At 60.7% G+C, this 25,069-nt stretch carries 23 protein-coding genes and 1 pseudogene; 8 read left to right on the top strand and 16 right to left on the bottom strand.

Going from position 1 to position 25,069, the window contains the following annotated elements:
- Nucleotides 1-98: 98 nt before the first annotated feature.
- From ACQKKX_RS12870 to ACQKKX_RS12855, 4 genes are all read right to left on the bottom strand, one after another.
- A complete protein-coding gene (locus ACQKKX_RS12870; RefSeq protein WP_427571084.1) occupies nt 99-2,456 on the bottom strand; it encodes an LPS-assembly protein LptD in 2,358 nt (785 codons plus the stop codon).
- A complete protein-coding gene (gene lptG / locus ACQKKX_RS12865) occupies nt 2,456-3,544 on the bottom strand; it encodes an LPS export ABC transporter permease LptG (RefSeq protein WP_427571083.1) in 1,089 nt (362 codons plus the stop codon). Before lptG ends, ACQKKX_RS12870 begins: the two co-directional genes overlap by 1 nt.
- A complete protein-coding gene (gene lptF, locus ACQKKX_RS12860) occupies nt 3,544-4,716 on the bottom strand; it encodes an LPS export ABC transporter permease LptF (protein WP_427571082.1) in 1,173 nt (390 codons plus the stop codon). The genes lptG and lptF overlap by 1 nt, the downstream gene beginning before the upstream one ends.
- An 82-nt stretch (nt 4,717-4,798) precedes the next feature.
- Complete coding sequence (locus ACQKKX_RS12855; protein ID WP_427571081.1) at nt 4,799-5,578, bottom strand: phosphatase PAP2 family protein; 780 nt, start codon at nt 5,576-5,578, stop codon at nt 4,799-4,801.
- A 241-nt stretch (nt 5,579-5,819) separates the two neighbouring features.
- Here ACQKKX_RS12855 and ACQKKX_RS12850 point away from each other — a divergent pair, with 241 nt between their 5' ends.
- Complete coding sequence (locus ACQKKX_RS12850; protein WP_427571080.1) at nt 5,820-7,310, top strand: leucyl aminopeptidase; 1,491 nt, start codon at nt 5,820-5,822, stop codon at nt 7,308-7,310.
- Between the two features lie 4 nt (nt 7,311-7,314).
- On the top strand, nt 7,315-7,761 hold the full coding sequence (locus tag ACQKKX_RS12845; RefSeq protein WP_427571079.1) for a DNA polymerase III subunit chi: 447 nt from the start codon (nt 7,315-7,317) through the stop codon (nt 7,759-7,761).
- Nucleotides 7,762-7,825: 64 nt separating this feature from the next.
- Here the strand turns inward: ACQKKX_RS12845 and ACQKKX_RS12840 are convergent, their stop codons facing one another.
- Nucleotides 7,826-9,712 (bottom strand): ABC-F family ATP-binding cassette domain-containing protein, encoded by a 1,887-nt coding sequence (locus ACQKKX_RS12840; RefSeq protein ID WP_427571078.1) that lies wholly within the window; start codon nt 9,710-9,712, stop codon nt 7,826-7,828.
- 166 nt (nt 9,713-9,878) lie between these two features.
- Nucleotides 9,879-10,934 carry a GGDEF domain-containing protein gene (locus ACQKKX_RS12835; RefSeq protein ID WP_427571077.1) on the bottom strand — a complete coding sequence of 352 codons (1,056 nt, stop codon included), beginning with the start codon at nt 10,932-10,934 and terminating at the stop codon, nt 9,879-9,881.
- 228 nt (nt 10,935-11,162) lie between these two features.
- Here ACQKKX_RS12835 and ACQKKX_RS12830 point away from each other — a divergent pair, with 228 nt between their 5' ends.
- Nucleotides 11,163-11,852, top strand: a complete 690-nt coding sequence (locus ACQKKX_RS12830; RefSeq protein WP_427571076.1) for a glutathione S-transferase family protein — start codon at nt 11,163-11,165, stop codon at nt 11,850-11,852.
- A gap of 101 nt (nt 11,853-11,953) precedes the next feature.
- Nucleotides 11,954-12,376, top strand: a complete 423-nt coding sequence (gene ndk, locus ACQKKX_RS12825; RefSeq protein WP_018898730.1) for a nucleoside-diphosphate kinase — start codon at nt 11,954-11,956, stop codon at nt 12,374-12,376.
- A gap of 143 nt (nt 12,377-12,519) precedes the next feature.
- On the opposite strand, the gene ACQKKX_RS12820 is transcribed toward ndk, so the two are convergent.
- Entirely contained in the window at nt 12,520-12,687 is a 168-nt protein-coding gene (locus ACQKKX_RS12820; RefSeq protein ID WP_427571202.1) for a hypothetical protein, read from the bottom strand.
- Here ACQKKX_RS12820 and ACQKKX_RS12815 point away from each other — a divergent pair.
- Nucleotides 12,631-12,844, top strand: a pseudogene (locus ACQKKX_RS12815) (branched-chain amino acid ABC transporter permease); the annotation flags it as partial. The gene ACQKKX_RS12820 and the pseudogene ACQKKX_RS12815 sit on opposite strands and share 57 nt — an antisense overlap.
- 3 nt (nt 12,845-12,847) lie before the next feature.
- On the opposite strand, the gene ACQKKX_RS12810 reads toward ACQKKX_RS12815, so the two are convergent.
- From ACQKKX_RS12810 to ACQKKX_RS12790, 5 genes are all read right to left on the bottom strand, one after another.
- Nucleotides 12,848-13,312 carry a molybdenum cofactor biosynthesis protein MoaE gene (locus tag ACQKKX_RS12810; RefSeq protein ID WP_427571075.1) on the bottom strand — a complete coding sequence of 155 codons (465 nt, stop codon included), beginning with the start codon at nt 13,310-13,312 and terminating at the stop codon, nt 12,848-12,850.
- Between the two features lie 94 nt (nt 13,313-13,406).
- On the bottom strand, nt 13,407-13,661 hold the full coding sequence (gene moaD, locus ACQKKX_RS12805) for a molybdopterin converting factor subunit 1 (RefSeq protein ID WP_427571074.1): 255 nt from the start codon (nt 13,659-13,661) through the stop codon (nt 13,407-13,409).
- A gap of 1 nt (nt 13,662) precedes the next feature.
- Nucleotides 13,663-14,247 (bottom strand): CDP-diacylglycerol--glycerol-3-phosphate 3-phosphatidyltransferase, encoded by a 585-nt coding sequence (gene pgsA, locus ACQKKX_RS12800; RefSeq protein WP_427571073.1) that lies wholly within the window; start codon nt 14,245-14,247, stop codon nt 13,663-13,665.
- Nucleotides 14,248-14,336: 89 nt separating this feature from the next.
- Nucleotides 14,337-16,427, bottom strand: a complete 2,091-nt coding sequence (gene uvrC / locus ACQKKX_RS12795; RefSeq protein ID WP_427571072.1) for an excinuclease ABC subunit UvrC — start codon at nt 16,425-16,427, stop codon at nt 14,337-14,339.
- A complete protein-coding gene (locus ACQKKX_RS12790) occupies nt 16,424-17,185 on the bottom strand; it encodes an SDR family oxidoreductase (RefSeq protein WP_427571071.1) in 762 nt (253 codons plus the stop codon). Before ACQKKX_RS12790 ends, uvrC begins: the two co-directional genes overlap by 4 nt.
- 367 nt (nt 17,186-17,552) lie before the next feature.
- On the opposite strand from ACQKKX_RS12790, the gene ACQKKX_RS12785 reads away from it, so the two are divergent.
- A complete protein-coding gene (locus ACQKKX_RS12785) occupies nt 17,553-18,200 on the top strand; it encodes an outer membrane protein (protein ID WP_427571070.1) in 648 nt (215 codons plus the stop codon).
- A gap of 202 nt (nt 18,201-18,402) precedes the next feature.
- Here ACQKKX_RS12785 and ACQKKX_RS12780 read toward each other — a convergent pair whose 3' ends face one another.
- From ACQKKX_RS12780 to ACQKKX_RS12770, 3 genes are all read right to left on the bottom strand, one after another.
- Nucleotides 18,403-19,389 carry a Bug family tripartite tricarboxylate transporter substrate binding protein gene (locus ACQKKX_RS12780; RefSeq protein ID WP_427571069.1) on the bottom strand — a complete coding sequence of 329 codons (987 nt, stop codon included), beginning with the start codon at nt 19,387-19,389 and terminating at the stop codon, nt 18,403-18,405.
- A gap of 119 nt (nt 19,390-19,508) precedes the next feature.
- Nucleotides 19,509-20,105 (bottom strand): glutathione S-transferase, encoded by a 597-nt coding sequence (locus tag ACQKKX_RS12775; RefSeq protein ID WP_427571068.1) that lies wholly within the window; start codon nt 20,103-20,105, stop codon nt 19,509-19,511.
- A 25-nt stretch (nt 20,106-20,130) separates the two neighbouring features.
- Entirely contained in the window at nt 20,131-20,835 is a 705-nt protein-coding gene (locus ACQKKX_RS12770; RefSeq protein ID WP_427571067.1) for a ribonuclease T2 family protein, read from the bottom strand.
- Nucleotides 20,836-20,970: 135 nt separating this feature from the next.
- On the opposite strand from ACQKKX_RS12770, the gene ACQKKX_RS12765 reads away from it, so the two are divergent.
- Complete coding sequence (locus tag ACQKKX_RS12765) at nt 20,971-21,936, top strand: lysylphosphatidylglycerol synthase domain-containing protein (protein WP_427571066.1); 966 nt, start codon at nt 20,971-20,973, stop codon at nt 21,934-21,936.
- Nucleotides 21,937-21,967: 31 nt separating this feature from the next.
- Here the strand turns inward: ACQKKX_RS12765 and ACQKKX_RS12760 are convergent, their stop codons facing one another.
- A complete protein-coding gene (locus tag ACQKKX_RS12760; protein ID WP_427571065.1) occupies nt 21,968-22,852 on the bottom strand; it encodes a 23S rRNA (adenine(2030)-N(6))-methyltransferase RlmJ in 885 nt (294 codons plus the stop codon).
- 59 nt (nt 22,853-22,911) lie between these two features.
- Here ACQKKX_RS12760 and ACQKKX_RS12755 point away from each other — a divergent pair, with 59 nt between their 5' ends.
- Complete coding sequence (locus ACQKKX_RS12755) at nt 22,912-25,062, top strand: molybdopterin-containing oxidoreductase family protein (protein WP_427571064.1); 2,151 nt, start codon at nt 22,912-22,914, stop codon at nt 25,060-25,062.
- Nucleotides 25,063-25,069: the final 7 nt, after the last annotated feature.

Genomic DNA, 25,069 nt, shown 5'->3' with positions numbered 1-25,069 from the left:
GCCGGCCCGCCTGCGACCCCATATCACAGCAGACATTCGATTGTACAACGCATGCGGCGAAACAATGACGTTTCGCCGCACGATCGTGTGTTGATCGATCAATTGGTATCGTCGAGGTCCGTATTGCCGATCTCGATATCGCCAAGCGTCCGGAATGTCAGGCGCGCGGTGATGGCCCAGTCGCTGGCCGTGGTGCTGTTCGGCTCGTCGTTATAGGCGAGCGTGAAGATCGTGCACTCGTCCGCATAGGTAAAGCCCAGCGCGCGACGGATGACTTCCTCGTCCTTGAGATCCCAGGTCGCGGTACCCGCTACCGACCAGTTCTCGTTGACACGAACGCTGGCTGAAGATTGCAGATATTCACCCGACTTCACGGCCGCATAGTCCGGCTGCGGTTCGATCTGGGTATAGATCATGCTGGCCGAAAAGCGCGGTCGCGCGAAGCTGACCGAAGCATCGGTGCGCTGCAGATCGAAATCGCTGTCGTCGAAGCGGCCCTGGGCTGCAAAGGTCAGACCCTGCGGCAGATCGACGGCGGCCATGGCGACATAGTCCGAGGTATCGCTTTCGAGGCCCGAATAGGCGCCTGCATTGACGAGGTCGGGGCTGGCATAGGAATTCTCGCCGGACAGATGATAGGACTGGCCGAAAAGACCCCGCAGGCCGATGCCGCTGTCAAAATTGCCCGTATAGCGAATGCCGACATTGGCGCGCGTGCCGCCTTCGATGCGGTCGTAGCCGGAGAACTTGTCGCGCTCGAACAGGTTGCTGGCATCGAACACCATGCTCTGCGCGTCTTCGTTAGGAAGGCCGCCGGCCTTCTGTTCGTCAGGACGCAGGAACAGCTGCGCGATCGGTTCGATCACATGGCTGCTGGTGGCCGTCGTCATCAGGATCGGGTAACGGGCTTCAAGGCCAAGGGTGGCCATGTAGCGCGATGCCGCGCCAGAATCTTCGAAGTCGCCGTTATAAGCAACGCCGCCCGGATTAAGGTAATCGTAATAGGTTGGCGATGACGCCGTGTGACGACCAAGGTCGCCCCGCAGCGCAGCGAGCGGTGTCAGCAGCAGTCCGCCATCCGTGGTGAATGTGCGCTTCCATTCCGCTTCGGTGGTGAAGCGGCTGTAGCTGCCTTCCAGGCCCCGGAAACGGGGCAGGGTGCCAAGCGCTTCCTGCCAGTAATCGCTTTTCCGGCGCGAAATATTGGTCAGGTTCATATTCACCGACAGTTCGCCACCGTAAATCGGTTCCGGCGCAATGAACTGGTAGTCGAGCGACGGGTAGACGATGGCCTGCTTTCGCTCCAGATCAGACAGATTGGTCAGATCCTGGATATCGAAATAATAGGCGCTGAGGTCAAAGTAATTGCGCTCGCCGAGACCGCGCAGATAGACCTCGTTGGTAAAGACGTCGTTGTTGACGCCTTCGAGGTCGTAGGTATTGGAAAAGTTCCGGTCTGTCTGGGCCATGGCCTTCCAGCCGAAGGTCCAGCGCGGATTGATCTCGAACCGGCCTTCGCTGGCGACCATGAAGCGTTCGTCATTGTTGCGGTCGACGGTACCGGCGTCGAACGCTGCGGAGTCCTTCTGGTCGATCCAGCCGAATCGCAGGATATGCGAGCCCGTCTCGAAGCGGTTGCGCACCTCGCCTTCCAGCAGCAGGCCCTGACGCGTGTAATAGGTCGGGCTCAGCGTCGCATCCATGCTCGGCGAGAACACGTGGTAATAGGGGACAGTCAAGCCGAAGCCGAGCTTGTCGTCCATGCTCATGCGCGGAAACAGGAAGCCGGACTTGCGCTCGACCGTATGGTCGGGAACCTCGATGAAGGGCAGGTAGCCGATCGGCATGCCGAACAGTTCGAAGCGGGCGTTTTCCAGCCTGATCGTCTTCTTCTGACCGTTCTGGATGACGCGCTGCGCCTTCACCTGCCACAGCGGCGCCTTGCCGGGTTTCGCCACGCAGGGCAGGCAGGCGGTATAGACGCCGTTATGCAGCACCATCAGATCGCCCGGCAGACGCTCGGCGCTCTCGCCGGCCAAACGGGTATTATCGGGCGTTTCGACGCGCAAAGCGTTGACGAAACCCTCGCCGAAATCGTCCGTCACATCCAGCTGTTCGGCATAGACTCGGTTGCCGTCGGGATCGATCAGCTCGATATCACCATTGGCCATGACGCGGCCGGTGGCCTGATCGTATTCGACCCGCTGCGCCACCATGCGGTAACGGTTGTAATAAATCTGTACGCCGCCGGTGGCGGTGACCTTCTGGGCGTCCTTGTTATAGGTAAGCTCGTTCGACCGCAGCAGCATCTTTGCGCCGTCGGCAGCCTCGGGGACGAGAGCAGGGGTCTGTGCGTATGAAAAAGTCTGGGGAGCAATGGCGAATGCACACAGAGCCACGCCTTTCAGCAGGGCCATGCGAAGCCGTCTGATATTCCCGCGGTCTGTTACCGCCACTAGCCATCCTCCTGATGAAGCAGAATTGTAGCCCCCAACGCCATGGCCACGATCACCGGGATCCAGACAGCGACGAAAGGAGGGACCACCCCGCTGCTACCGAATGCCTTCACGAGTACCGTGACGACATAAAGCACGAAGCCGCAAACTATGCCACCGAGAATCACCGAGCGCGATTGCGCTATACGGCTAAATTTCAGCGAAACGGTCGCAGCGATCAGCGTCATCGCTACCAGAAGCAGCGGCAGCGACAGCAGGGAATGGAATTGGGTTTCAAGCGCCTTGGTCGAAATGCCGAACGACCGGGCGACTTCGATCTTGTCGGAAAGGTCAAAGAAAGCAACGTTTTCCGGCTTCTCGAGGCTCTCTTGAAGAAATTCCTGTTTAATATTGGTACGCACCTGTGCCGTCGCGATACGCGACGGCGGCGCGTCGGACCGTGTCTCCAGGACATTGTTAAGAAGCCAGTAACCATCTTCCAACTTTGCAGTCGCCGCATCCTGTCTCAGGATGACACGGGCGTTCTTGTCGAAGTGGAACAGAACGACATCGGCCATGGTCAGCGTGTCCTGCTGAAAGCTCTTGGCGCCGATGATCGTGTCCTCGTTATCGCTGATCTGGCGGATCCATGGCAGGAAATTCGAGGGCCGGGCCCGGCCGCTGCTTTCCCGCCATGATGATTCGAGCGAGGTCGACTGTTTCTGCCCCCAGGCCGACAGCGGGCTGATGACGGTAATTGTGAAGGCCCCGAGCAGGAAGGCGCCAGCGACGAAGGGCGCGACGAACTGCCATACCGACAGCCCGGCGGCACGCGTTACCACCAGCTCGGAGCGGCGGTTGAGCGCGATCAGCGTCGTCATGCCGATGAAAAGCGACAGCGTCGGGATGGTCTGCTGCAGGATGGAGGGCACCCGCATCGCGGTCATGCCGAGGGCGCCATACAGAGTGTAGCTGGCAAGCGCCGACATTCGGCGGTTGGTCTCGCTGAAATCGGCAAGGAAGATGATCGCCGAGACGCCGAGGAAGAACCATATCGCGGTGATCATGTAGCGCTTGAAGAAATAGCGGCCGAGTGTCGAAAACAGCATCACGCGCCTCCCGTCTTGGAGCGCATGGCCGTGATCCGGCCTTGCAGCCTGCCATAAACGCTGCCGATCGCGTTCTGCCAGGCGGCAGGCAAAGTCATGCGTCGCTGGCTGGCCAGCAGGAAGATGGCAATCATGGCCGGAATGGCCGGCGGCGCGTAGATCGTCCACATGTTGCTATTGGTATTCTTGGCAAGGTTGGTCAGCGAGAAGCCGAGCCAGCGCATGCCGAAAGCGATCACCAGTGCCAGCACCATCGGATGCAGGCGGGCGCGGCGATGCGAGCGCGCGCCGCCAACGATGACGAGCGCGATCAGCGCATAGGAGATCGGATAGATCCAGTCCGAGAAACGCCGATGCAGTTCGGCATGGAAGCTTCCCGGGGAATCCATATAGTATTTGTCGGTCGGATCCGGCTTCAGCAGGAAGTCGAGATTACGATCGCCGGCATAGACCGGTGCGCGACCGGTCGATTCGGCCATCGACGACAGATCGAACGCATATGAGAGGAACTTGATGACCGAGACGCGCCCGTCCGGCGTCTTGCGATGTACCTCGCCATTGCGCATGGTCAGGGTCGTGCCGGCCTCGTCGATCGAGCCCTCGCGGGCGTAATAGATCATCTCGAAATTCGGATCGCGGTAATCGACGAGGAAGAGACCCATCAGGATGCGGCCGGAATGGCGCTCCGAGATCTGCACGTAGAGATTGGTTTCGATGCTGCGAAACGTCTTTTCCTCGATGACCGAGGACAGAAGGTCGGCATAGGCTTCCGCCACCATTTCGCGGGCTTTGACGCGGGCCGCCGGTTCGACGAAATTCGTGATCACGAACGAGAACAGCGCCGTCAGCGTCGCTAGAAGCAGGACCGGCTTGTAGAGCACGGTGCGGGGCGAGCCAGCGGCATCGATCACCGCAAGCTCCGAATCATTGTTCATCGCGTTGAGCGTCTGGGTGATGCCGATCACCAGCGCAAACGGCATGACGACGGGAATGATCGTCGGCAGGATGAAGGAGGCAAGCGTGGCAAACGATCCCATCGATTGCCCGGTATCCGTCACAAGATTGATTCGTCCCAGCACCTGGATCGTCCAGATGATCGCCAGGATCGGCAGCAGCGTCGCCAGGAACATCTGGAATGTCCGCCGCAATATGTATGACTCGATAAGCTTCATGCCGACCTGATGATGACTCGATACGCCTTCAAGCGCCGCCAAGCTCTACGAAATTCATGCGACCGTGGCGACAGCCAAACGTTCACAAATCTGTCGAATGACCACGTTTTTTTTCCGCCTGTGTCATTTCGAAATAGGCGGTGATGCCGGCATAGACCACCGCTGAGGAAAGGAAGCCCAGCATTGCATCGGAAAGATAGTGTCCGCCGAAGGAAATGCGCAGGATTGGTGACGCCAGCATGGCCAAGATAAGCGGCGGCGCGACGTAAGGCCGGTAGCGTGCCGGCACCAGCACGATCAGGCAGGCGACCCAGCCGGCGCCCGCGGCCTCGCCGGAAACGAAGGAACAATTGTTGTAGCAGCTACCGTCGAACGAACCCGCGGCCGTAAACAGCTTGTCGCCGCCGAAAAGGTCGGTCTCATAGGGGCGCGGCCGGCCGGAGACGGATTTGAGGATCAGGTTGACGAGAAGGTAGGGCCCGGTGAACAGCGCGATCAGCGCAATCACGCAGCGCCGGGTGCGCAGCGTGCAATAGGTGGCGCCGTGATGCTGCAGATTGCGCACCAGGACGACGATGAGCACGACGGCAAAAAATACCGGCATGTAGAACAGTGCGCGCCGGGCAGCCCGCAGGACGGTCTCGTTTGCCGCAAAAAACTGACCGCAGGTGCGGCCGGCCTGGCTGTCTGCAAGGCAGGCCGATTGCTCGAAAAACGCATCGGCAGTCAGAACGTCGATCTGCGGAAAGGCATGAAACACGGCCAGAAGGCAGAACCATAAGGTGGCGAGGACCAGGAACCATCCCCGGGCTCCGGTGATCCATGCACTGGTCGGTCGTCTCGATACGGATAGAGCAGTCACCCATCGCTTCGCTTGTGCCTGCTCCATGTGTCCCCGTCTTGGTTGTCTATGGTCGCTTGTTACGACCATAGCTGCTAGCGGCGACTGATGACAAGATTGAGACGATGACGATCATGCGCTGCAGTGTTTATTCCTGCGTGACGATCTTGCATCGAGAGCCTAAAAGGCCATGATCGTATCTCTTTCGGCACCGGCAAGGATCGGCCGATCCGCCGACCAATTCTATGATATCGGAGAAGACATGTCCGCCAAGTATCAGATAACGTTCGCCAAAAACGCCCGTGCGGACGAGGGGCTCGCCATTCTGCTCAAGCTCGCGGGCGATCTGCCGCCGGCGGGCGCATCCACCGCGGATCCGGCCGGCGTGTTTGCCAAGGCGGCCGGCGTTGCGGAATTCAGCGGCAAGGCGACAAGCGTTCTCGATATCGTGGCGCCCCACGGGTCGCCCTTCGACCGGATTGCGGTCATCGGCCTCGGCAAGCCGGCAGCACTCGTCGCACATGACTGGCTGCGGGCGGGCGGTCTCTGCGCCGCCGCGATCAAAACCGCTTCCGTCGCGGTCGTTCATGCCGATGCGCCAGGTGTCGAAATGGACGGCGAGAAGGTTGCGAATCTGGCGCTGGGCATGCTTTTGCGCGCCTACAGCTTCGATCAGTACAAGACCAAAAAGAAGGACGAGGACGACAAGGAGGTGAAGACGGTGAACGTCACCATCGTCACCGCCGACCCGGCAGCTGCCAAGGCCGCATTCGTGGCCGCGCAGGCGGTTGCCAATGGTGTCAACCTCGCACGTGAACTCGTCAACCTGCCGCCGAACGTTCTCGGCCCCGTCGAGTTTGCGGCACGGGCGAAGGAGCTGGAAAATCTGGGCGTCGAGGTCGAAATCCTCACCGAAAAGGACATGAAGAAGCTCGGCATGGGTGCGCTGCTCGGCGTCGCCCAAGGCTCGGCGAAGCCGCCGCGGATCGCCGTCATGCACTGGAAGGGCAGCAAGTCGAAGGAACAGCCGGTGGTCTTCGTCGGCAAGGGCGTCACCTTTGATACCGGCGGCATTTCCATCAAGCCGGGCGCCAGCATGGAGGACATGAAGGGCGACATGGGCGGTGCTGCCGCCGTCACCGGTCTTATGCACACGCTTGCCGCTCGCAAGGCCAAGGTCAATGCCATTGGCATTATCGGCCTTGTCGAGAACATGCCGGACGGCAATGCCCAGCGTCCGGGCGATATCGTCACCTCGATGTCGGGCCAGACGATCGAGATCATCAATACCGATGCGGAAGGCCGTCTCGTTCTGTGCGACGCACTGTGGTATGCGCGGGAAACCTACAAGCCGCGCATCATGATCAACCTGGCAACGCTGACCGGTGCCATTCTGGTCGCGCTCGGCAATCTGCATGCCGGCCTGTTTTGCAACAATGACGAACTGGCAGGTCAGCTTCTGGCAGCGGGCGAGGATAGCCAGGAGAAGCTGTGGCGCATGCCTTTGTCCAAGGAATACGACAAGATCATCGATTCGCGCTTTGCCGACATGAAGAACAGCGGAGGCCGCCATGCCGGGTCCATCACCGCTGCCCAGTTCCTGGCCCGTTTCGTCGGCGACACACCCTGGGCGCATCTCGACATTGCCGGCACGGCGATGGGCTCTCCATCGAGCGAGATCAACCAGTCCTGGGGCTCCGGCTACGGGGTTCGTCTGCTCGACCAGCTCGTGCGCACCCATTACGAAGCCTGATCCGATGACCGATGTCCTGTTCTACCACCTGACCGATTCTAAGCTTGAAGAAGCGCTGCCGTCCCTTCTGGAAAAAAGCGTCGAGCGCGGATGGAAGGTGGTAGTGCAGACACGGGCCGAAGCGCGCCGGGATTTTCTCGACGCGCATTTGTGGACGTTTCGCGACGACAGTTTTCTGCCGCATGGCACGGATGCGGCAGACATGGCGGAGGCGCAGCCGATCCTGATCACGGCACAGGACGGCAATGTGAATGGCGCCAGCGTGCGCTTCATCGTCGATGGCGCAGAACCGCCGCCGCTCGACGCTTACGAGCGCGTCGTCTTCATGTTCGACGGTTACGACACCGCGCAGCTGGAAGGCGCCCGTGCCCAGTGGAAACAGCTGAAGAGTTCAGGCCACGCGCTGACCTATTGGCAGCAGCAGGACGGCCGTTGGGTCAAGAAAGGCTGATCGGCCAACCCTGAGCGTGCGATACCACGTTCCGACATCGGAATGTCGGGCAAGCCGTAGCGGCCTATCCCGCCATCGCCTCTTCATATTCTGAGGAAAGCATCAGCCATTCCTCTTCCGCTGCGGAAAGCTTTGCCGCTGCCTCGCCACGTTCCTTGGCTTTCTGGGCCGCCTTGGCCGGCGTCTTTTCATAAAGCGCCGGGTCTGCAAGTTCTTGATCAAGACCTGAGATCAGCTTCTCAAGCTTTCCCGTCAAGGCTTCGATTTCGTTGATTTTTTTCTTGAGCGGCGCCAGCGATGCGCGCTTTTCGGCGTTCGCCTTGCGCTGGTCGGCCTTGTTGACCTGCTCCTCGGCGACGGCCTGAGCCTTGTCGTCCTTCTTGCGACCGGCGGCCACGATCAGGTCACGATATTCCTCAAGGTCGCCTTCGAACGGTTTGACCGTCCCCTCGTTGACCAGCCACAGCCGGTCCACGGTCGCCTCGATCAGATGGCGGTCGTGCGAAATCAGGATGACGGCACCGTCGTAATCGTTGAGCGCCTCGATCAGCGCGCGGCGGCTGTCGATGTCGAGATGGTTGGTCGGTTCGTCGAGGATCAAAAGGTTCGGCGCATGGAAGGCGGCAAGGCCCATCAGCAGGCGGGCCTTTTCGCCACCCGACAGGTCCTTCGCCGCAGTCGCCATCTTTTCCGTCGCAAGACCCATCTGCGCCACGCGGGCGCGCACCTTGGCTTCCGGGGCATCCGGCATCAGCCGGCGCACGTGATCGACGGGGGATTCGTTGGGGATCAGGTCGTCCAACTGGTGCTGCGCGAAAAAGCCTATCGACAGCGATGGCGCCAGCTTCATCTCGCCGCCATCGATGGTCAGGCGGCCGGATATCAGCTTGGCAAAGGTGGACTTGCCGTTGCCGTTGGAGCCGAGCAGGGCGATGCGATCGTCATTGTCGATCCGCAGGCTGATGTTTTTCAGGATCGGCTGGCCGGGCGTGTAACCGACGCCGCCCTTGGAGATCGCCACGATCGGCGAGGCCGGCTGCTTTTCCGGAGCGGGGAAGGTTATCGGTTGGACATGATCCTCGACGACTGCCGACACCGTGCCCATGCGCTCCAGCGCCTTGATGCGGCTCTGAGCCTGACGGGCCTTGGATGCCTTGTAGCGAAACCGGTCGATATAGCTCTGGATATGCTTGCGGGCAGCGTCGCTTTTCGCCTTCGCCTTCATCTGCAATTCGTCGTTCTCGGCCTTCTGGCGCTCGAACTGGTCGTAACCGCCGCGATAGAAGGTCAGCTTCTGCTGATCGAGATGCACGATCGAATTGACGGCATTATTCAGCATGTCCCGATCGTGGGAAATGACGATGACCGTGTGCGGGTAACGCCGCACGTAATCTTCCAGCCACATCGTGCCCTCGAGATCGAGATAGTTGGTCGGTTCGTCAAGCAGAAGCAGGTCCGGCTGGGCGAAAAGGACCGCTGCCAGCGCCACGCGCATGCGCCAGCCACCGGAAAAGGAGGAGGCCGGGCGCAGCTGCGCTTCGGCGTTGAACCCGAGGCCGGCAAGAATGCTGGCGGCGCGCGCTTCGGCCGAATGGGCGTCGATATCGACGAGCCGCATCTGGATCTCGGCAATGCGGTTCGGATCGGTCGCGGTTTCGGCTTCGACGAGAAGCGCGGTGCGCTCCTTGTCGGCGGCCATGACGATGGTGATCAGCGAATCTTCCGTGCCCGGCGCTTCCTGCGCCACCTGACCGATACGAGCGTTTTTCGGGATCGAAACCGATCCGCTTTCCGACGCCATGTCGCCGGTGATGATCTTGAACAGCGTCGACTTTCCGGCTCCGTTGCGGCCGACGAGGCCGGCTTTCGTGCCGGCCGGCAGCGTCACGCTGGCGTGGTCGAGGAGGAGACGTCCGGCGATGCGGGCGGAAAGGTCTGTAATCGTGATCATGGCCGCGGTTTTGGCTGAAACCGGCCGTTCTGACAAGGTGCCTGATGGATGGGCGTTGTGCGCTGGTCAACGCTCCACCACCGCGCCTTGCTGGCCATGACTAGCCATCCACGAGTTGGCAGCCATTTCCTGCCGGGCTCGATCTTTCCGACCGGTGCTTGGTCGATCAGGCCCGCGCCGTGCGTGCCACCGCCTTGCCGCCGCCGATCACCACTGGCTGGCGCGGATTGGCCAGTGCGCTGTCGAGGGCGATGGCCGCCCGATTGCGCAGTTCCTGGGGAGAGTGGGCGTCGTCAGTCAGCGCCACGCCGATCGCCAGTTCCATCGGCAGGCCGGCCGATTTGTTTTCCTCGGGGACCAGTTGCAAGCCGTTGATGATCGAGGTGTTCAGCCGCTCGGCGATCGCGCCGACGCTTTCCTGGCCGACATTGTCGAACAGGAAGGCGAACTCGCGCGGGCCGATGCGTGAAACGAAATCGTTCTTCTTGATGGTGTTGCGGAAGATCGAAGCCGATTTCTTGAGCACACGGTTGCCCACCGTATCGTTCGGCACCTGCGTAATGTCGAACAGTCGATTGAGCGACAGGAGAAACAGAGCGGTCCGGCGGCCTTCCGAAGCTGCCGAATAAAGCCCTTCGAGCCGCTCGGACAGGGCGATGTGGTTTGGCAACGCGGTCAGGCGGTCGCGAAGCGAGGCTTCGCGTGCCAAAGAAGTGGCCTTTTCGCTGGCGGCAAGCTTTTCTGCGCTGGTCCTCAGCGCCGTCGACAATTCGGTCTCGACGGTCATGGCCTCGCTGATCGAACTGGTGAGATAATCGATCTCCGCCAGCACGTCTGCCACATTGCCGCTGCGCTCGCTGCGCAGGCTGCGCGCCACGGATTCCAGCGCCCGGGCAAAGGTCTGTTTCTGCGAGACGCCGCGGGAGACCTTTTCCCCAAGGCCGACAATGAGTTCGATGTCCTGTTGACGTGTTGCATTGGCGGAAAGGCCCGTGAAGGCCGGCAGGCGGTGACGAAGGCCTATATCGTCGAGCAGCATCTGTGTGGGTGCCGGGCCGAGGGCCATCACTTCGCGCGTCAGCGCCGCATCGCCGCCCGTGATAGCATCGTGGAACAGCTCGTAGTTACGCGGCAGGCCGACGACGTCGAGACGTGCCATCTGCTGGCTCACCGCAAGCAATATCCTGTTCTTCGGTGCGGTCTTCGCTGTCTCTGCCGACATGCCTGTCTCTCGGTCTTCGTGTCCTTATGCGTGTGTTGTCCATTAACATGCGCGAGTTTTAACATCCGCTGAAGCAGCAGTAGGCACCTCATTCGAGGGTTAACGCGGGGTGGATGCGGCGGGGTAATCTCCCCCGGCACGATGTGAATGGGTAGGATGACAAATCCTGACTGGATTTTTTTCGCATCCTGCGCTCCCGTGAAACAGGATCACGAGAGGGAGCAAAGCATGACACGCATTCTCTACACCCTGAGCGGCAGCGACCACGAGCGGCCATTTTCGCCGCATGCGTGGAAAGTGGTGATGGCGCTTGCCCACAAGGGCCTGGATTTCATCGAAAAGCCGACAGCCTTCACGGCCATTCCGGCTCTGGAGAACGGCTTTTCCAAAACCGTACCGATCCTGCGTGATGGCGACAGGCTGGTGTCGGACAGTTTCGATATCGCACTTTATCTGGAAGAGTCCTATCCCGATCGCCCGACTTTGTTCGGCGGCGAGGGCGGCAAGGCGCTTTCGCGGTTTGTCGAACGGTTTTCGCAGTCAACCATTCATCCGGCGGTCACGGCAATCGCCGTATCGGATATTCATGACATGCTTGCCGATGAGGACCAGCGTTATTTCCGCAGCAGCCGCGAAGCCATGCTTGGCCGCACGCTGGAGGAAATGCGCACCGGTCGCGAAGCCGCCATTGGCGCCTTCGCGCCAAAAATCGAACCCCTGCGGCAAATGCTGAAATACCAGCCCTTCCTCGGTGGTAAAGGTCCGCTGTTTGCCGACTACATCCTGTTCGGCGCGTTGCAATGGATGCGCATCACCGCCGGTGCCGATGTTTTCGAGGCCGGTGATCCGGTTTCGGACTGGTTTGAGCGCTGCCTCGATCTTCATCACGGGCTCGGTCGGCGTGTGACAGCCGCATGAATTCGGCGTCCGGAAAATGAACAATGACGCCAAGCCTCTTGTTTCCGGCGCTTCAGGCGGGTAAACACCGCCCACTTTTCCGCAAATAAAGGACCAGAGACATGGCGATTGAACGCACCTTCTCGATGATCAAGCCCGACGCAACGAAGCGCAACCTGACCGGCGCCATCACCAAGGTATTCGAAGACAACGGCCTGCGCATCATCGCCTCCAAGCGCGTATGGATGTCCAAGCGCGAAGCCGAAGGCTTCTACGCCGTTCACAAGGAACGTCCGTTCTTCGGCGAACTGGTTGAAGGCATGACCTCGGGCCCGACCATCGTCCAGGTTCTGGAAGGTGAAAACGCCATCCTGAAGAACCGCGAAATCATGGGCGCGACCAACCCGGCCAACGCCGACGAAGGCACGATCCGCAAGCAGTTCGCTCTGTCGATCGGCGAAAACTCGGTTCACGGTTCGGACGCTCCGGAAACCGCCGTTCAGGAAATCGCCTACTGGTTCGCAGAAACCGAAATCGTCGGCTGATTGCCGGATTTCCAGGTTTTGAACTGATGAGAAGCCGGTGCGCAAGCGCCGGCTTTCTTATTTCGGGCAATCGTCCGGGCTTTTCAGATCGGCAGTTCCGTCAGGCTTGAAAACCTCGGGGTTGGGTGCGTAGCCGGGGCCGATTACCAAGGGTTTCGAGGGGTGGTAAATGCCTCCAGTTGGTAAGGGTCGGCAAAACGATCGACGCTGCGTTCCGGGCCAAAACGCAGGATGACGCTGTTGGCGACGTCGAGGGCGCGGGTGTGCTCTTCGGCTTGAAAGTCGTGCTGATCGCGGCGGCCGGCGGACATGCGCATCCTCTGCGGGCCCGCCGGTGGGGCGGCGTTGATCGGCTTGGTCGAAACGCTGTGGAGCGGTTACGGGCCCATTCTGTGGCGGGATGTCGCCATGATGTCGGCGCTGGTCGTGGGTCTGGTGATCAGCCGGCGCGAACGCGTGCAGCCGTAAGGTTCACGACCACTTGTTCCGGGCGCTGTCGTCTGCGTCCTTCGCCGCCACCCAGTCGCGCGCCTTGCCGTCCCTGCCGTGCTCCTTCTTCCAGAAGGGTGCCGAGGTTTTGAGAAAATCCATGACGAGATTGGCGCCATCGAACGCGGCCTGCCGATGCGGTGAGGCGGCAATCACCAGCACGATGTTTTCGCCCGGCGCGATTTTGCCATGGCGGTGGACGGCTGTCAGGCCAAGCAGATCGAAACGTTCGATGGCAAGATCTGCGATGCGTCGCATCTCGGCTTCCGCCATGCCCGGATAATGCTCCAGTTCCAGCGCCGACAGCGTGTTCCGTTCGCCGCGGCAGAGGCCGACGAAGGAGACGACGGCGCCGATATCGGTCCGGCCTGCGGTCAGCGCGTCGATTTCGGTTTGCAGGTCGAAGTCGTGGGGCTGAACGCGGATGGTAGGAGCAGGGGATGTCATCGGTCGTCTCCGTGGCTTTGGGCCGGGTATGCCGGACCGTATCCCGGCCCTTCGCTTTGGCTCAGGACGTTTTGCCGGCTGAAGCCGTCGCTTCTCACCCACCCGTCATAGGCGGGAAAATGCCGATTTCGCGCGCTCCGGCGATCGGTTCGTCATGCTCGACATGTTCCTGATTGACGGCCACGCGAATGACGTCGGGATATTCGAGCGCGGCCTCGTATCCGTCGCCCAATGTCTTCAGATGGACCAGCAGATCGCCCGCTGTCACCACATGTGCCGGAAGCTCGATCTCTTCCTCGGCTTTGTCGATACGCTCGCGCACCCAGGCGAAATAGACGAGCTTGACCATGTCATTCCTCGACAATGTGTTTCAGGCCGGCACGGAAATAGTCGTAACCGGTATAGAAGGTAAGGGCCGCAGCAACCCAAAGGAAGGCAAGGCCGATTTCGGTGGAGTAGGAAAGGAGCTTGTCGCCAGCCGGTCCCGCAAGCAGGAAGGCGATGGCGACCATCTGGATCGTCGTCTTCCATTTGGCGATCCGCGTCACCGGTACGGAAACCTTCAGCGCGGCCAGATATTCACGCAGACCGGACACGAGGATTTCGCGGCACAGAATAGTGATGGCGGCCCAGAGCGACCAGTCCGTGATCGTTCCATCCGCCGCAAGAAGAAGCAGCACGGCCGCTACCAGCAACTTGTCGGCAATGGGGTCCAGCATGCGCCCGATATTGGATGTCTGGTTCCAGATGCGGGCGAGATAGCCGTCGAGGTAATCAGTGAAGGATGCTGCGACGAACAGCCAGAATGCCGTCCAGCGCGCGGTATCGGAACTCTCGAGCCGGCCCTCGACATAGAAACACAGAACGATCAGAGGCACGGCGATGATGCGCGCATAAGTCAGGAGATTGGGTATGCTGTATGCGCGCGATGCCATTTTCGACCTGTTCCTGGGGTTTGTCCCTAGTTGAGGGTTCGACACGTCAGCGTCAACAGGCTTTCGCGGCTTTTTTACAGAGGTTTGCCTCAGTTCGTCCGGTTCTCGTGGAAATGGTTATAGACCTGCCTGGCCACCGCTTCGGAAATGCCCTCGACCGCCATCAGATCATTCAGGCCCGCACGCGAAACCGCCTTTGCCGTGCCAAAATGCTGCAGCAGCTTGCGCTTGCGGCCCGGCCCAATGCCGGCGATCTCGTCGAGCGGGTTGCGGATCATCTCCTTCTTGCGCCGGGCGCGGTGCGAGCCGATGGCGAACCTGTGCGCTTCGTCGCGCATGCGCTGGATGAAATAAAGCACGGGGTCGCGCGGTGGCAGCGAAAAATCGCTGCGGCCGTCGGCGAAGAAACGTTCGCGGCCGGCATCGCGGTCGACGCCCTTCGCAACGCCGATGGCGGTGACCACGTCGCGAATGCCAAGCTCGTCGAGAATGGCGCGCACCGCCGTCATCTGTCCTTGGCCGCCGTCGATCAGGATCACGTCGGGCCATGCCGGGAAGGCGGCGTCGTTGATGTCGTCCGGGTTCGTGGCGGTCGCGGGATCCGCACTCGGTGCCGCCGAAATGCTGCGGTTGGGAATGCCTTCTTCCTTGATGAGCCGCGAGAAACGCCGCGTCATCACTTCCTTCATCATGCCGAAGTCGTCGCCGGGCGTGATGTCGGTCGATTTGATGTTGAATTTCCGGTACTGGCCTTTCACGAACCCTTCCGGTCCGGCCACCACCATGCCGCCGACGGCGTTGGTGCCCATGATGTGCGAGTTGTCGTAGATTTCGATGCGGCGCGGTTGCCAGGGCAGCTTGAAGGTTTCGGCAAGCCCGGCCAGCAGTCTCGCCTGCGAAGAGGTCTCCGCCAGCTTGCGGCCATGCGCCTCGCGGGCATTGGCGGCGACATGATCGACCAGATCGCGTTTTTCGCCGCGCTGCGGCACCGAGATCGTCACCTTGTGTCCGGCCTTCTCGGAAAAGGCGAGCGCCAGCAGCTCCTGTTCCTCGACGGTTTCCGACAGCAGAATCTGTTTCGGCACCGGCTTGTCGTCATAAAACTGCGCCAGAAACGCGTTCAGCACTTCCGCACCCGGCATTTGCGGGTCGGCCTTGGGAAAATAGGCGCGGTTGCCCCAGTTCTGGCCGGTGCGGAAGAAGAACACCTGAATGCAGGTCAGCCCGCCCTCGTGATGGATGGCAAAGATATCCGCTTCCTCGACGCCGGCCGGATTGATGCCCTGGTGGCTCTGGACGTGGGAAAGCGCCGCCAGGCGGTCGCGGTAGATGGCGGCACGTTCGAAGTCGAGGTCTTCGGAGGCTTCCTGCATCTGCCGGGCGATGACGGTCTTGACGTTCTGGCTCTGGCCGGAGAGAAAATCCGCCGCCTCCTTGACGAGTTCGGCATAGCCTTCGTCGCTGACCTCATGCGTGCAGGGGCCGGAACAGCGCTTGATCTGATACAGCAGGCAGGGTCGCGTGCGCGTCTCGAACACGCTGTCGGTGCAGGTGCGCAACAGAAACGCGCGCTGCAGTGAATTGATGGTGCGCCCGACCGCGGACGCCGATGCGAAGGGGCCGAAATACTGGCCTTTGCGTGCCCGCGCGCCGCGATGCTTGAAGAGGGCGGGGGCACGGTGATCGCCGCTGATGAGAATATAGGGAAACGACTTATCGTCGCGCAGCAGCACGTTGAAGCGCGGGCGCAGGCGCTTGATCAGATTGGCTTCGAGCAGCAGCGCTTCGGTTTCCGTGCGCGTGGTGACGAATTCCATATGGGTGGTTTCGCGCACCATGCGCGTCAGCCGGTTGGAATGCAGCCGCCCTTGCGCATAATTGCTGACACGCTTTTTCAGGCTGCGCGCCTTGCCGACATACATGACGTCGCCGGCCTCGTTGAACATGCGATAGACGCCCGGCGCATTCGGCAGATGCTTGACGAATTCGGCAATCAGGTCGGCGCCCTTCAGGCCGGCCTCGTGCTTGACCGCCTCGTTCCAGTCGATTGCCGTCGTCAGGCGCGCGACATCGCCCTCGGTCGCAGCGGCGTCCAGCGCAGTATCCAGCGTCGAATCGTCGTCGTCCTCGTCGGTCTCGTCGTAGAGCACGCCGCCATCGGGCAGTTTTGCAGAATTCATTCATTGATCTCCGCCACATCCGGCGTTTGCCACGCCAGATGCTGGCCGCCGTCGAGCGCCACCATCTGACCGGTGATCGAGGGCGTATTGAACAGAAAGCGAATCGTCGCGCCGAATTCCTCCGGCGCCGGTCCCTGTTGCAATATAAGGGCGGAGAGTTGGCTCTGAAAGTCCTCGTCTGTCTGACGTGGGCTCCTGAAGCTCGGGCCGGGTCCGATCGCATTGACCCGAACCCGCGGCCCATAGGCCTGCGCAAGCGTCTGCGTCGCGGTCCACAAGGCCGATTTTGACAATGTATAGGAATAGAAACGCGGCGTCAGCGCCCAGACGCGCTGGTCGATCATGTTGACGATCAGCCCTGACGCATCGTCAGGCAGCTGAGCAAGAAAGGCCCCCGAGAGAATCGATGGGACTTTGACATGGATGGCGAAATGCTGCTCGAAGGCGCTCGCATCAAAAGCCTCGGCACTGTCTTCGCGAAAGATCGAGGCATTGTTGACGAGAAGGCCGACAGGACCGAGTTCGCCTGCAACGCGGGGGATCAGATCTTTCGCTTTGTCCGGGTCCAGCAGATCGGCCTGGACCGCGATCGCGCTCGCCCCACCCTGCCGCAAACGGGCGGCCAGCCGTTCGGCCTCGTCGATCGTCTCGTTGGCGTGGATGGCGACTGAAAAGCCGTTTGCGGCCAGATCGCTGCATATCGCCGCGCCGATCCTTCTGGCGGCGCCGGTCACAAGTACGGTCCTAGGAGATTTCACAGGTAAATCTACGCTTTCGGCTGCGGGTTGAGGTTTTGATCTCCATATAGACACCGAACCGGTCAGGTGGAAGCCGTCTCGAAATGAGGCTTGCATGCTGTGCCCTGTTGTTTTATTCGAATGCAGCAATGTAATAGAGAAGATTAAAAATAATATACTTGGATAAACTTTTAAGTAAGGTTAACAAATACCGTGTTGCGATGAAGCAACATCAAACTTCAGCCGCCTCGCTGCCACAAACAATTCACATTTTGGCTCTTTCATCTCCGCAATTGACCTCCAATCTCCATCTCAACGGGCCGGACGAACCAGCTCAGGACCTTGCAGTCTTTGCAGCGTTCCGACACCGAGTAAAAGGAGATTAAGTATGCGTACCATCATCGCTTCCATCATCGTTTCCGGCGTAAGCCTCATCGCGGTTTCGGCTGCCCAGGCTGCTGATGCCGTCGAGCAGATCCCGGAAGCCCCGGTTGCCGTCGAACAGCCGGCTCCGGCTGCTAACTGGTCGGGTTACTACCTCGGCGCCACCGGCAACTACGACTTTGCAGGCAAGGCATCCGGCGGCGACGGCGACAGCAAGGCTGACGGTTGGGGCGGTTCGCTCTATACCGGTTACAACTGGCAGAGCGGCCAGGTCGTCTACGGTATCGAAGCCGATGTCGGTTATGCCGATCAGAAGGGCTATGCCGGCAATGGCGTCGACATGAAGGAAGGTTGGAACGGTTCTGTTCGCGGCCGCCTCGGTTACGACCTCAGCCCGGTTCTGCTGTACGGCACGGCCGGTGTCGCAGCCGCCAACAACAAGGTTTCGAACGCCGTCGGTTCCGACGACAAGACAGCCGTCGGCTACACGGTCGGCGCTGGTGCCGAAACCATGGTGACCGACAACATCACCGCACGTGTGGAATACCGCTACACCGACTACCAGGACAAGGACTTCAACATCGGCGGCACCACCTATTCGCGTGGTTTCGACGACCAGAGCGTCAAGGTCGGTATCGGCATGAAGTTCTGATCCGGAATATCTTCGGACAGTCTTTTAAAAAGGGCCGGGAGCGAAAGCTTCCGGCCTTTTTGCGTTGGCGTGAGGGCATGACTTGCCGCCTACCGTCGTCATGCTCGAGCCTGTCCCGACCATTTGCCGCGTTGAATTTGTGGCACCGTGGTCAGATCCTCGGCACAAGGCCGCGGATGACGAAGGAGCGTGCTGCCGTAGCTCAATCCATCTGGATATTGGCGTTCTTGACCACCGGTCCCCATTTCGCCAGTTCGGCTGTCACATGCTTGCCAAGCTCTTCCGGCGTCGACCCAACGATCGTGGCGCTGAATTCCTTCATCCGCTCCACCACCTTCGGATCCTTCAGCGCCGCGTTTGCGGCCTCGTTCAATTTGGCCACCACCTCCGGTGGAGTGTCTTTCGGGGCAAAGAGTGCGTTCCACGTATAGGTCTCGTAACCCGGCACGGTTTCCGCAACCGTCGGCACTTCGGGGAAGGAAGGCGCGCGTTCCTTCGTTGTCACGCCCAGCGCCCTCAGCGTCTTGCCCTTGATATGGCCCGAAGAGGAGGGCAGGTTGTCGAACATGATGGAGATCTGGTTGCCGACCAGATCGTTGAGTGCGGGTCCTGCGCCCTTGTAGGGCACGTGCTGCATGCTGGTCCCGGTCATGCTCTTGAACAGTTCACCCGACAGATGCAGCGGCGTGCCGTTGCCGGACGAGGCGTAGGAATACTTATCCGGTTCCTTCTTCAACAGGTCGATCAGTTCCTGCACCGAATTGACCGGAAGCTGCGGATTGACAACCAGCACGTTCGGCACCACGACAAGCAGCGAAACGGGTGAAAAATCCTTTTCCGGATCGTAGGGTTTCGTCTTCAGGATCAATGGGTTCAGCGCGTGTGTCGCCACCGTTCCCATCAGGATCGTGTAGCCGTCGGGTTCGGCGCGCGCCACCCGGTCGGCACCCAGATTGCCGCCGGCGCCGGCGACGTTTTCGACCACGACCTGCTGGCCGAGGATCTCGCCCATCTTCTGGGCAACGACACGTCCGACCACATCGGTCGACCCGCCGGCGGCAAAGGGCACGACCAGCGTGACCGTGTTGCCGGGAAAATTCTGGGCCCTTGCCGAGCCGAGCGATATCAGGGTCAGGGCCGAGCCCGCCAGGGCAAGCGCCGCCCGTCGCGTGAACGCGAGGTGTTTCATGACATCTCCTCCATAGCGGCCTCCCGCCGCTCAACGGATACTAGCGAAGGAGATGGGGAGAGCAAGCTTTGCAGCCGGCTCTCCGCCTAAGGTCGCATGGAGCGTATCGGACGACCGACTTATGCGTTCGACTTCATCTCGTCATAGGCGCCAAAACGCTTGGCAAAGGTTTCGCGCCAGGCCGCCAGGAAAGGCCGTTCCTCTTCCCATTGACCGGCAAAACGCAGATCGAGATAGCCGAGAAGGGCTGCAAGCGAAAAATGTCCGCCATTCAGTTTCTTGCCGGTTTTCGGCAGGTTCTTTTCCAGATGGTCAAGGCCGCGTGTCACCTTCTCCCACTGCTTGTCGATCCAGGGCTGGTGAATCTTGTCTTCCGGGCGGAAACGACGCTCGTATACGATGGCAAGAAGGCAGTCGGTTATGCCGTCGCACAACGCCTCCAGGACTTCCGCATCCGTGCGTTTTTCATGTTTTTTCGGATAAAGCCGGCCGCCGGAGACGCGATCGAGATAGGACATGATGGCGACGCTGTCATAGATGCCGCGCCCGTCGTCCCGGATCAGCACCGGGATCTTTCCCAGCGGATTGCTGTCCAAAAGATCGGCCGGTGCCGCGTTGGTGTCGGTTTTCACGTTTTCGACATCGAGGCCGAGATAGCGCGCAGCCATGCGGCACTTTGCCGAATAGGGCGAGGCGGGCGAATAGAGAATTTTCATACGGGTTCCTGTGGACGGTTGGGTGTCATGGTGCGGCCGGCAGGGTGAGGCTGGTGAGCGAGCAACTGCGTCTGTCGACTTCCGCGCAGGGCCGGAAAGCGAAATCCTTGGTCATGCAGATGCGCACCTCTTCCAGCTTGTCGCGTTCGCAGGTGACGGCGATCCCCTTGGCATCCATGCCGGGATTGCTCTCGACGAACGCCTCCTCGACGGCGCGGGCGGAAAGCGTGCGGGCCTGCGCGGCGTCGGTCAGCGCGACCGGTAGCTTGACGCGCTGATAGGCGGTGCGGATGGCGGCGAGATAGTCGCGCTGCGACAGCCCGCTACAGGCGCCGTGCTTGCGCCATTGATGACCGATCAGCCCCATCGACGGCATGATGTCGAAAAGCGGCTCGCCCAGCGCATTCGGCACACGGCCCGGCTCATCGACCTTGCAGAATTCCGGGTAGCCGCGCTCGTATTGCGGCCATAGACCATGCACGATGAAGCCGAAATCGGTGGTGCTGCCGCATTGCTGCGCATTGCGGCCGCTCTTTTGCGCCGCGCAGAAGGTGGGCGACCATGACAGCGACAGGACGTAGAAATCGAATACGCCGGCTTGCCCGCGCGCCTGATTGCGCGACTGATTGTTCTCCTGCGCGAAGGTGGCGTTGGCCGGCAGGAGAACGCAGCAAAGCACTGCCATGGCAAGCGTGGCGTGCCCAAGGGCAGACAAGAGTTTTCCCGTCATCAGCAAAAAATCCCGGTCAGTGGAACACGAATGCGTCGGCAAGGTTGAATGGTTAGCAATTTGGCGGCTAAGCTGCTGCTTCGCGGTCGGCGGCGAATGGCTGTCGTGGTGAGGAGTGAAGAGCGAAACGGCTTGATGACATTGAGGAAATACCTTTGGCCGGCTGTGGGCGCGTTGACGATAGCGCTTTCGGCCTGGCTTCTCTACAAGGAATTGCGTGGCCTGTCGCTCGACGATCTGTGGGACAGTCTTGTCGCCATTCCCGCGACGCATTGGGTGCTGGCGGCGATATCCACGCTGGTCGCCTATGCGGCGCTTGCCGGCTACGACCGCATCGCGCTTATGCATCTTGGCAAAAAGATCGACTGGTGGTTCATCACCATCTGCTCTTTCACCACATATGCTCTGTCCCATAATGTCGGCGCCTCGGTCGTTTCCGGTGCCGTCGTGCGTTATCGGGCCTATTCGACGCGCGGCCTGACGCCGGCTGAAATCGGCGTTCTCATCGCCATCTGTTCCTTCACCTTCATCCTCGGGACGCTGCTTCTGGCGGGGCTGGTTCTGGTCTATGAGCCGGAACTGATCGATCGTTTCGGCGATCTGGTTCCAGTCGAGGCATCGGCGGCAACCGGCGTGCTCATCCTCGCCCTGATCGGTCTCTACGTTGTCGCGAGCTTCATGAAGCTGAAGCCGCTGAAACTCGGCTCGATCAACATTTTCTATCCGGCCCCGAAAGTCGTTCTCCCGCAATTGCTGCTGGCGCCAGTCGAGCTGATCGGGGCCGCAGGCATCATCTATTTTGCGCTGCCTGAGGCCGGCAATCCCGGTTTCATGATCGTGCTCGGCATATTCCTGATCTCGTTTTCGGCAGCGCTCCTTTCGCATGCGCCGGGCGGGCTTGGCGTGCTCGAACTCGTGTTTCTGATGGGGCTGCCCGACATGAACCAGGCCGACGTCATTGCGGCTCTGTTGGTGTTCCGGCTGTTTTACCTGATCATTCCGTTCGTCATGGCGCTGGTGGTCATCCTGATTTTCGAACGCTCGCAATTCAGGCTGAACAATGCGCCCGATCTCCGTCGCGGAGAACAACACGAAAGCTGATGGAAAAGGCGCCTGACGACGCCATCCTCAGCTATTCGTCGTCGCGCTCAATCATCTCTTCGCCGCGCAGCCAGAAAGCGCGCTGCGAGGCGTAGCGGTCTTTCGCCATAACGTCCTTCAAGGCCGGCAGCAGCAGATGCAGGTCGTCCTTCAGCGTGAAGGGCGGATTGACGATGATGAGGCCGGAACCGTTCAACCCCGTCGTTTCGCGATCGCTGATGACCGTCAGTTCGGCGCAGAGCATTTTGGGGATGTTCAGAGCCTGCAACTGCTCGTGAAACGCCTTGATCGGCGCGCCCTTCTTCAACGGATACCAAAGGCAGTAAGTGCCACCCGGAAAACGCCTGTAAGCCGTGGCCAGACCCTTTACCAGCCGATCATATTCGCCCTCGATCTCGAAAGGCGGATCGACCAGCACCACGCCGCGCTTTTCCTTCGGCGGCAGATGCGCGCCGAGTGCCAGCCAGCCATCGAGCTCGGTCACGCGCGTCTGGAAATCGCCCTCGAACAGGCGCGACAGGCGGTTATGATCGTCGGGATGCAGTTCCATCGCCGCCAGCCGGTCCTGTGGGCGAAACAGCATGCGCGACAGTTTTGGCGAGCCTGGATAGAGTTTCAGCGCGCCATCGGTATCGAAACCCGGGTTGAGTTCGCGCACGGCATCCATATAGGGTTTCAGCACGGCGGCGACCTGTGGCGAAAACTCCGCCGCCATCACCTTGCCGATGCCGTCGCGCCATTCGCCGGTCTTCTGAGCCTCTTCGGAGGAAAGATCGTAGAGGCCGATACCCGCATGCGTATCGAGCACGCGAAAGGCCTTGTCCTTCTTCTGCATGTAGACGACCAGCTGCGCCAGCACCGCATGCTTGAGAACATCGGCAAAATTGCCGGCATGATAGATGTGGCGGTAGTTCATGAATGCTCCGGATGAATAATCGTGATGAGCCGCAGATCGTGCTTTTGACGGCTCCGCCCATGCCATATAGAAAACCGATGAACATTGCGACGCCCATCTCCGCCCTAGGCCTGCCCGGACACAATTCGGTGGCCCATACCGTCTGTCCGCACGACTGTCCCTCCGCCTGCGCGCTCGATATCGATATCACCGCCGAGGGGAAGATCGGGCGGGTGCGTGGCTCGGCCGACAATACCTATACGGCTGGCGTCATCTGCGCCAAGGTCGCGCGTTATGCCGAGCGGCTCTATCACCCCGGTCGCCTGATGGTGCCGCAGCGGCGGGCAGGGGCCAAGGGCGACGGCAGCTGGCAGGAGATTTCCTGGGAGGCAGCGCTCGACGAAATCGCCAATGCATTCGTAAAGGCCGAAGCCCGCCATGGCTCGGAAGCGGTCTGGCCTTATTTCTATGCCGGCACGATGGGCCAGGTGCAGCGCGACAGTATCGAACGCCTGCGCCATGCCAAGAAATATTCCGGTTTCTTCGGCACGATCTGCACCAACATGGCCTGGACCGGTTATGTCATGGGCACGGGCGACCTGCGCGGTCCCGACCCGCGCGAGATCGGCAAGTCGGATTGCGTGGTGATCTGGGGATCGAATGTCGTTTCCACCCAGGTCAATGTCATGACCCACGCGATCAAGGCCCGCAAGGAACGTGGTGCAACGATCGTCGTGGTCGACATCTACGACAACCCCACCATGAAACAGGCAGACATGGCGCTGACGGTGCGTCCCGGCACCGATGCGGCGCTCGCCTGCGCCGTCATGCATATCGCCTTCCGCGATGGATATGCCGATCGTGCCTATATGGCGAAGTTTTCCGACGACCCTGCGGGGCTTGAGGCGCATCTGAAAACCCGCACGCCGGCATGGGCATCTGCCATCACGGGCCTGTCGGTGGAAGAGATCGAGGCCTTCGCGCGACTGGTCGGCACGACCAAGAAGACCTTCTTCCGCCTCGGCTATGGTTTTGCCCGCCAGCGCAACGGCACCGCTGCCATGCATGCTGCGCTTTCGATCGCCACGGTGCTCGGCTCCTGGCAATATGAGGGTGGCGGCGCGTTTCACAATAACGGGGCGATCTACCGCCTCGACAAGGCGCATCTGATGGGAACGGCCTTTGTCGATCCCGATATCCGCATGCTCGATCAATCGCAGATCGGCCGCGTGCTGACCGGCGACGCCGAGGCGCTGCGCCATCGCGGCCCGGTCGATGCGCTGCTGATCCAGAACACCAACCCGATGAATGTCGCGCCCGAACAGCGCCTCGTCCGCAACGGTTTCTTGCGCGACGATCTGTTTGTCGCCGTGCACGAGCAGTTCATGACCGATACCGCCAAGGTCGCCGATATCGTCCTGCCGGCCACCATGTTCGTCGAACATGACGATCTTTATCGCGGCGGCGGCCATATGCACATCCTGCTCGGGCCCAAGATCGTCGAGCCGCCGTCAACCGTGCGCACCAATCTCTTCGTCATTGAGGAGCTGGCGAAAAGGCTCGGTGTCAGTCACCTGCCAGGCTTCGGCGAGGACGAGCGCAGCCACATCGACCGCATCCTTTCCGATAGCGGCTGGCCGGGTTACGCCGATCTTGCCCGCGACAAATGGATCGATGCGCAGCCCGATTTCGACACCGCACATTATCTCAACGGCTTTGGCTACGATGACGGCAAGTTCCGCTTCAGCCCGGATTGGGCCAACGGCCCTTCGCCGGACAAGCCGCCGGAAAACGTCGGGCCGCTCGGGCCGGTTGCTCATCTGCCGGCCTTCCCGGATCATGTGGACCTGATCGAGACGGTAGATGAAGCGCATCCATTCCGGTTGGCGACTTCGCCGGCGCGCAGCTTTCTCAATTCCTCCTTCACCGAAACAAAAGGCTCGGTGCAGAAGGAAGGCAGGCCGGACGTGATGATCGAACCCTCCGATGCAGCGCGTGTTGGTATCGCTGAAGGTGACATCGTGCGCATCGGAAACGGGCGCGGGGACATTCGCCTGCATGCCCGCATCGTTGCCGGTGCACGGCCCGGCGTCCTGGTGGCCGAAGGCTTGTGGCCCAACGCAGCGCATCTGGACGGCGAAGGCATCAATCTCTTGACCGGTGCCGATGCAGTTGCTCCTTATGGCGGCGCCGCCTTCCACGACAACCGGGTCTGGATGCGGAAAGCGTGATGGCGCA

Source organism: Neorhizobium sp. NPDC001467 (genome assembly GCF_050275975.1).
GTDB lineage: Bacteria > Pseudomonadota > Alphaproteobacteria > Rhizobiales > Rhizobiaceae > Neorhizobium.
This window is presented reverse-complemented; position numbering and strand designations above follow the sequence as displayed.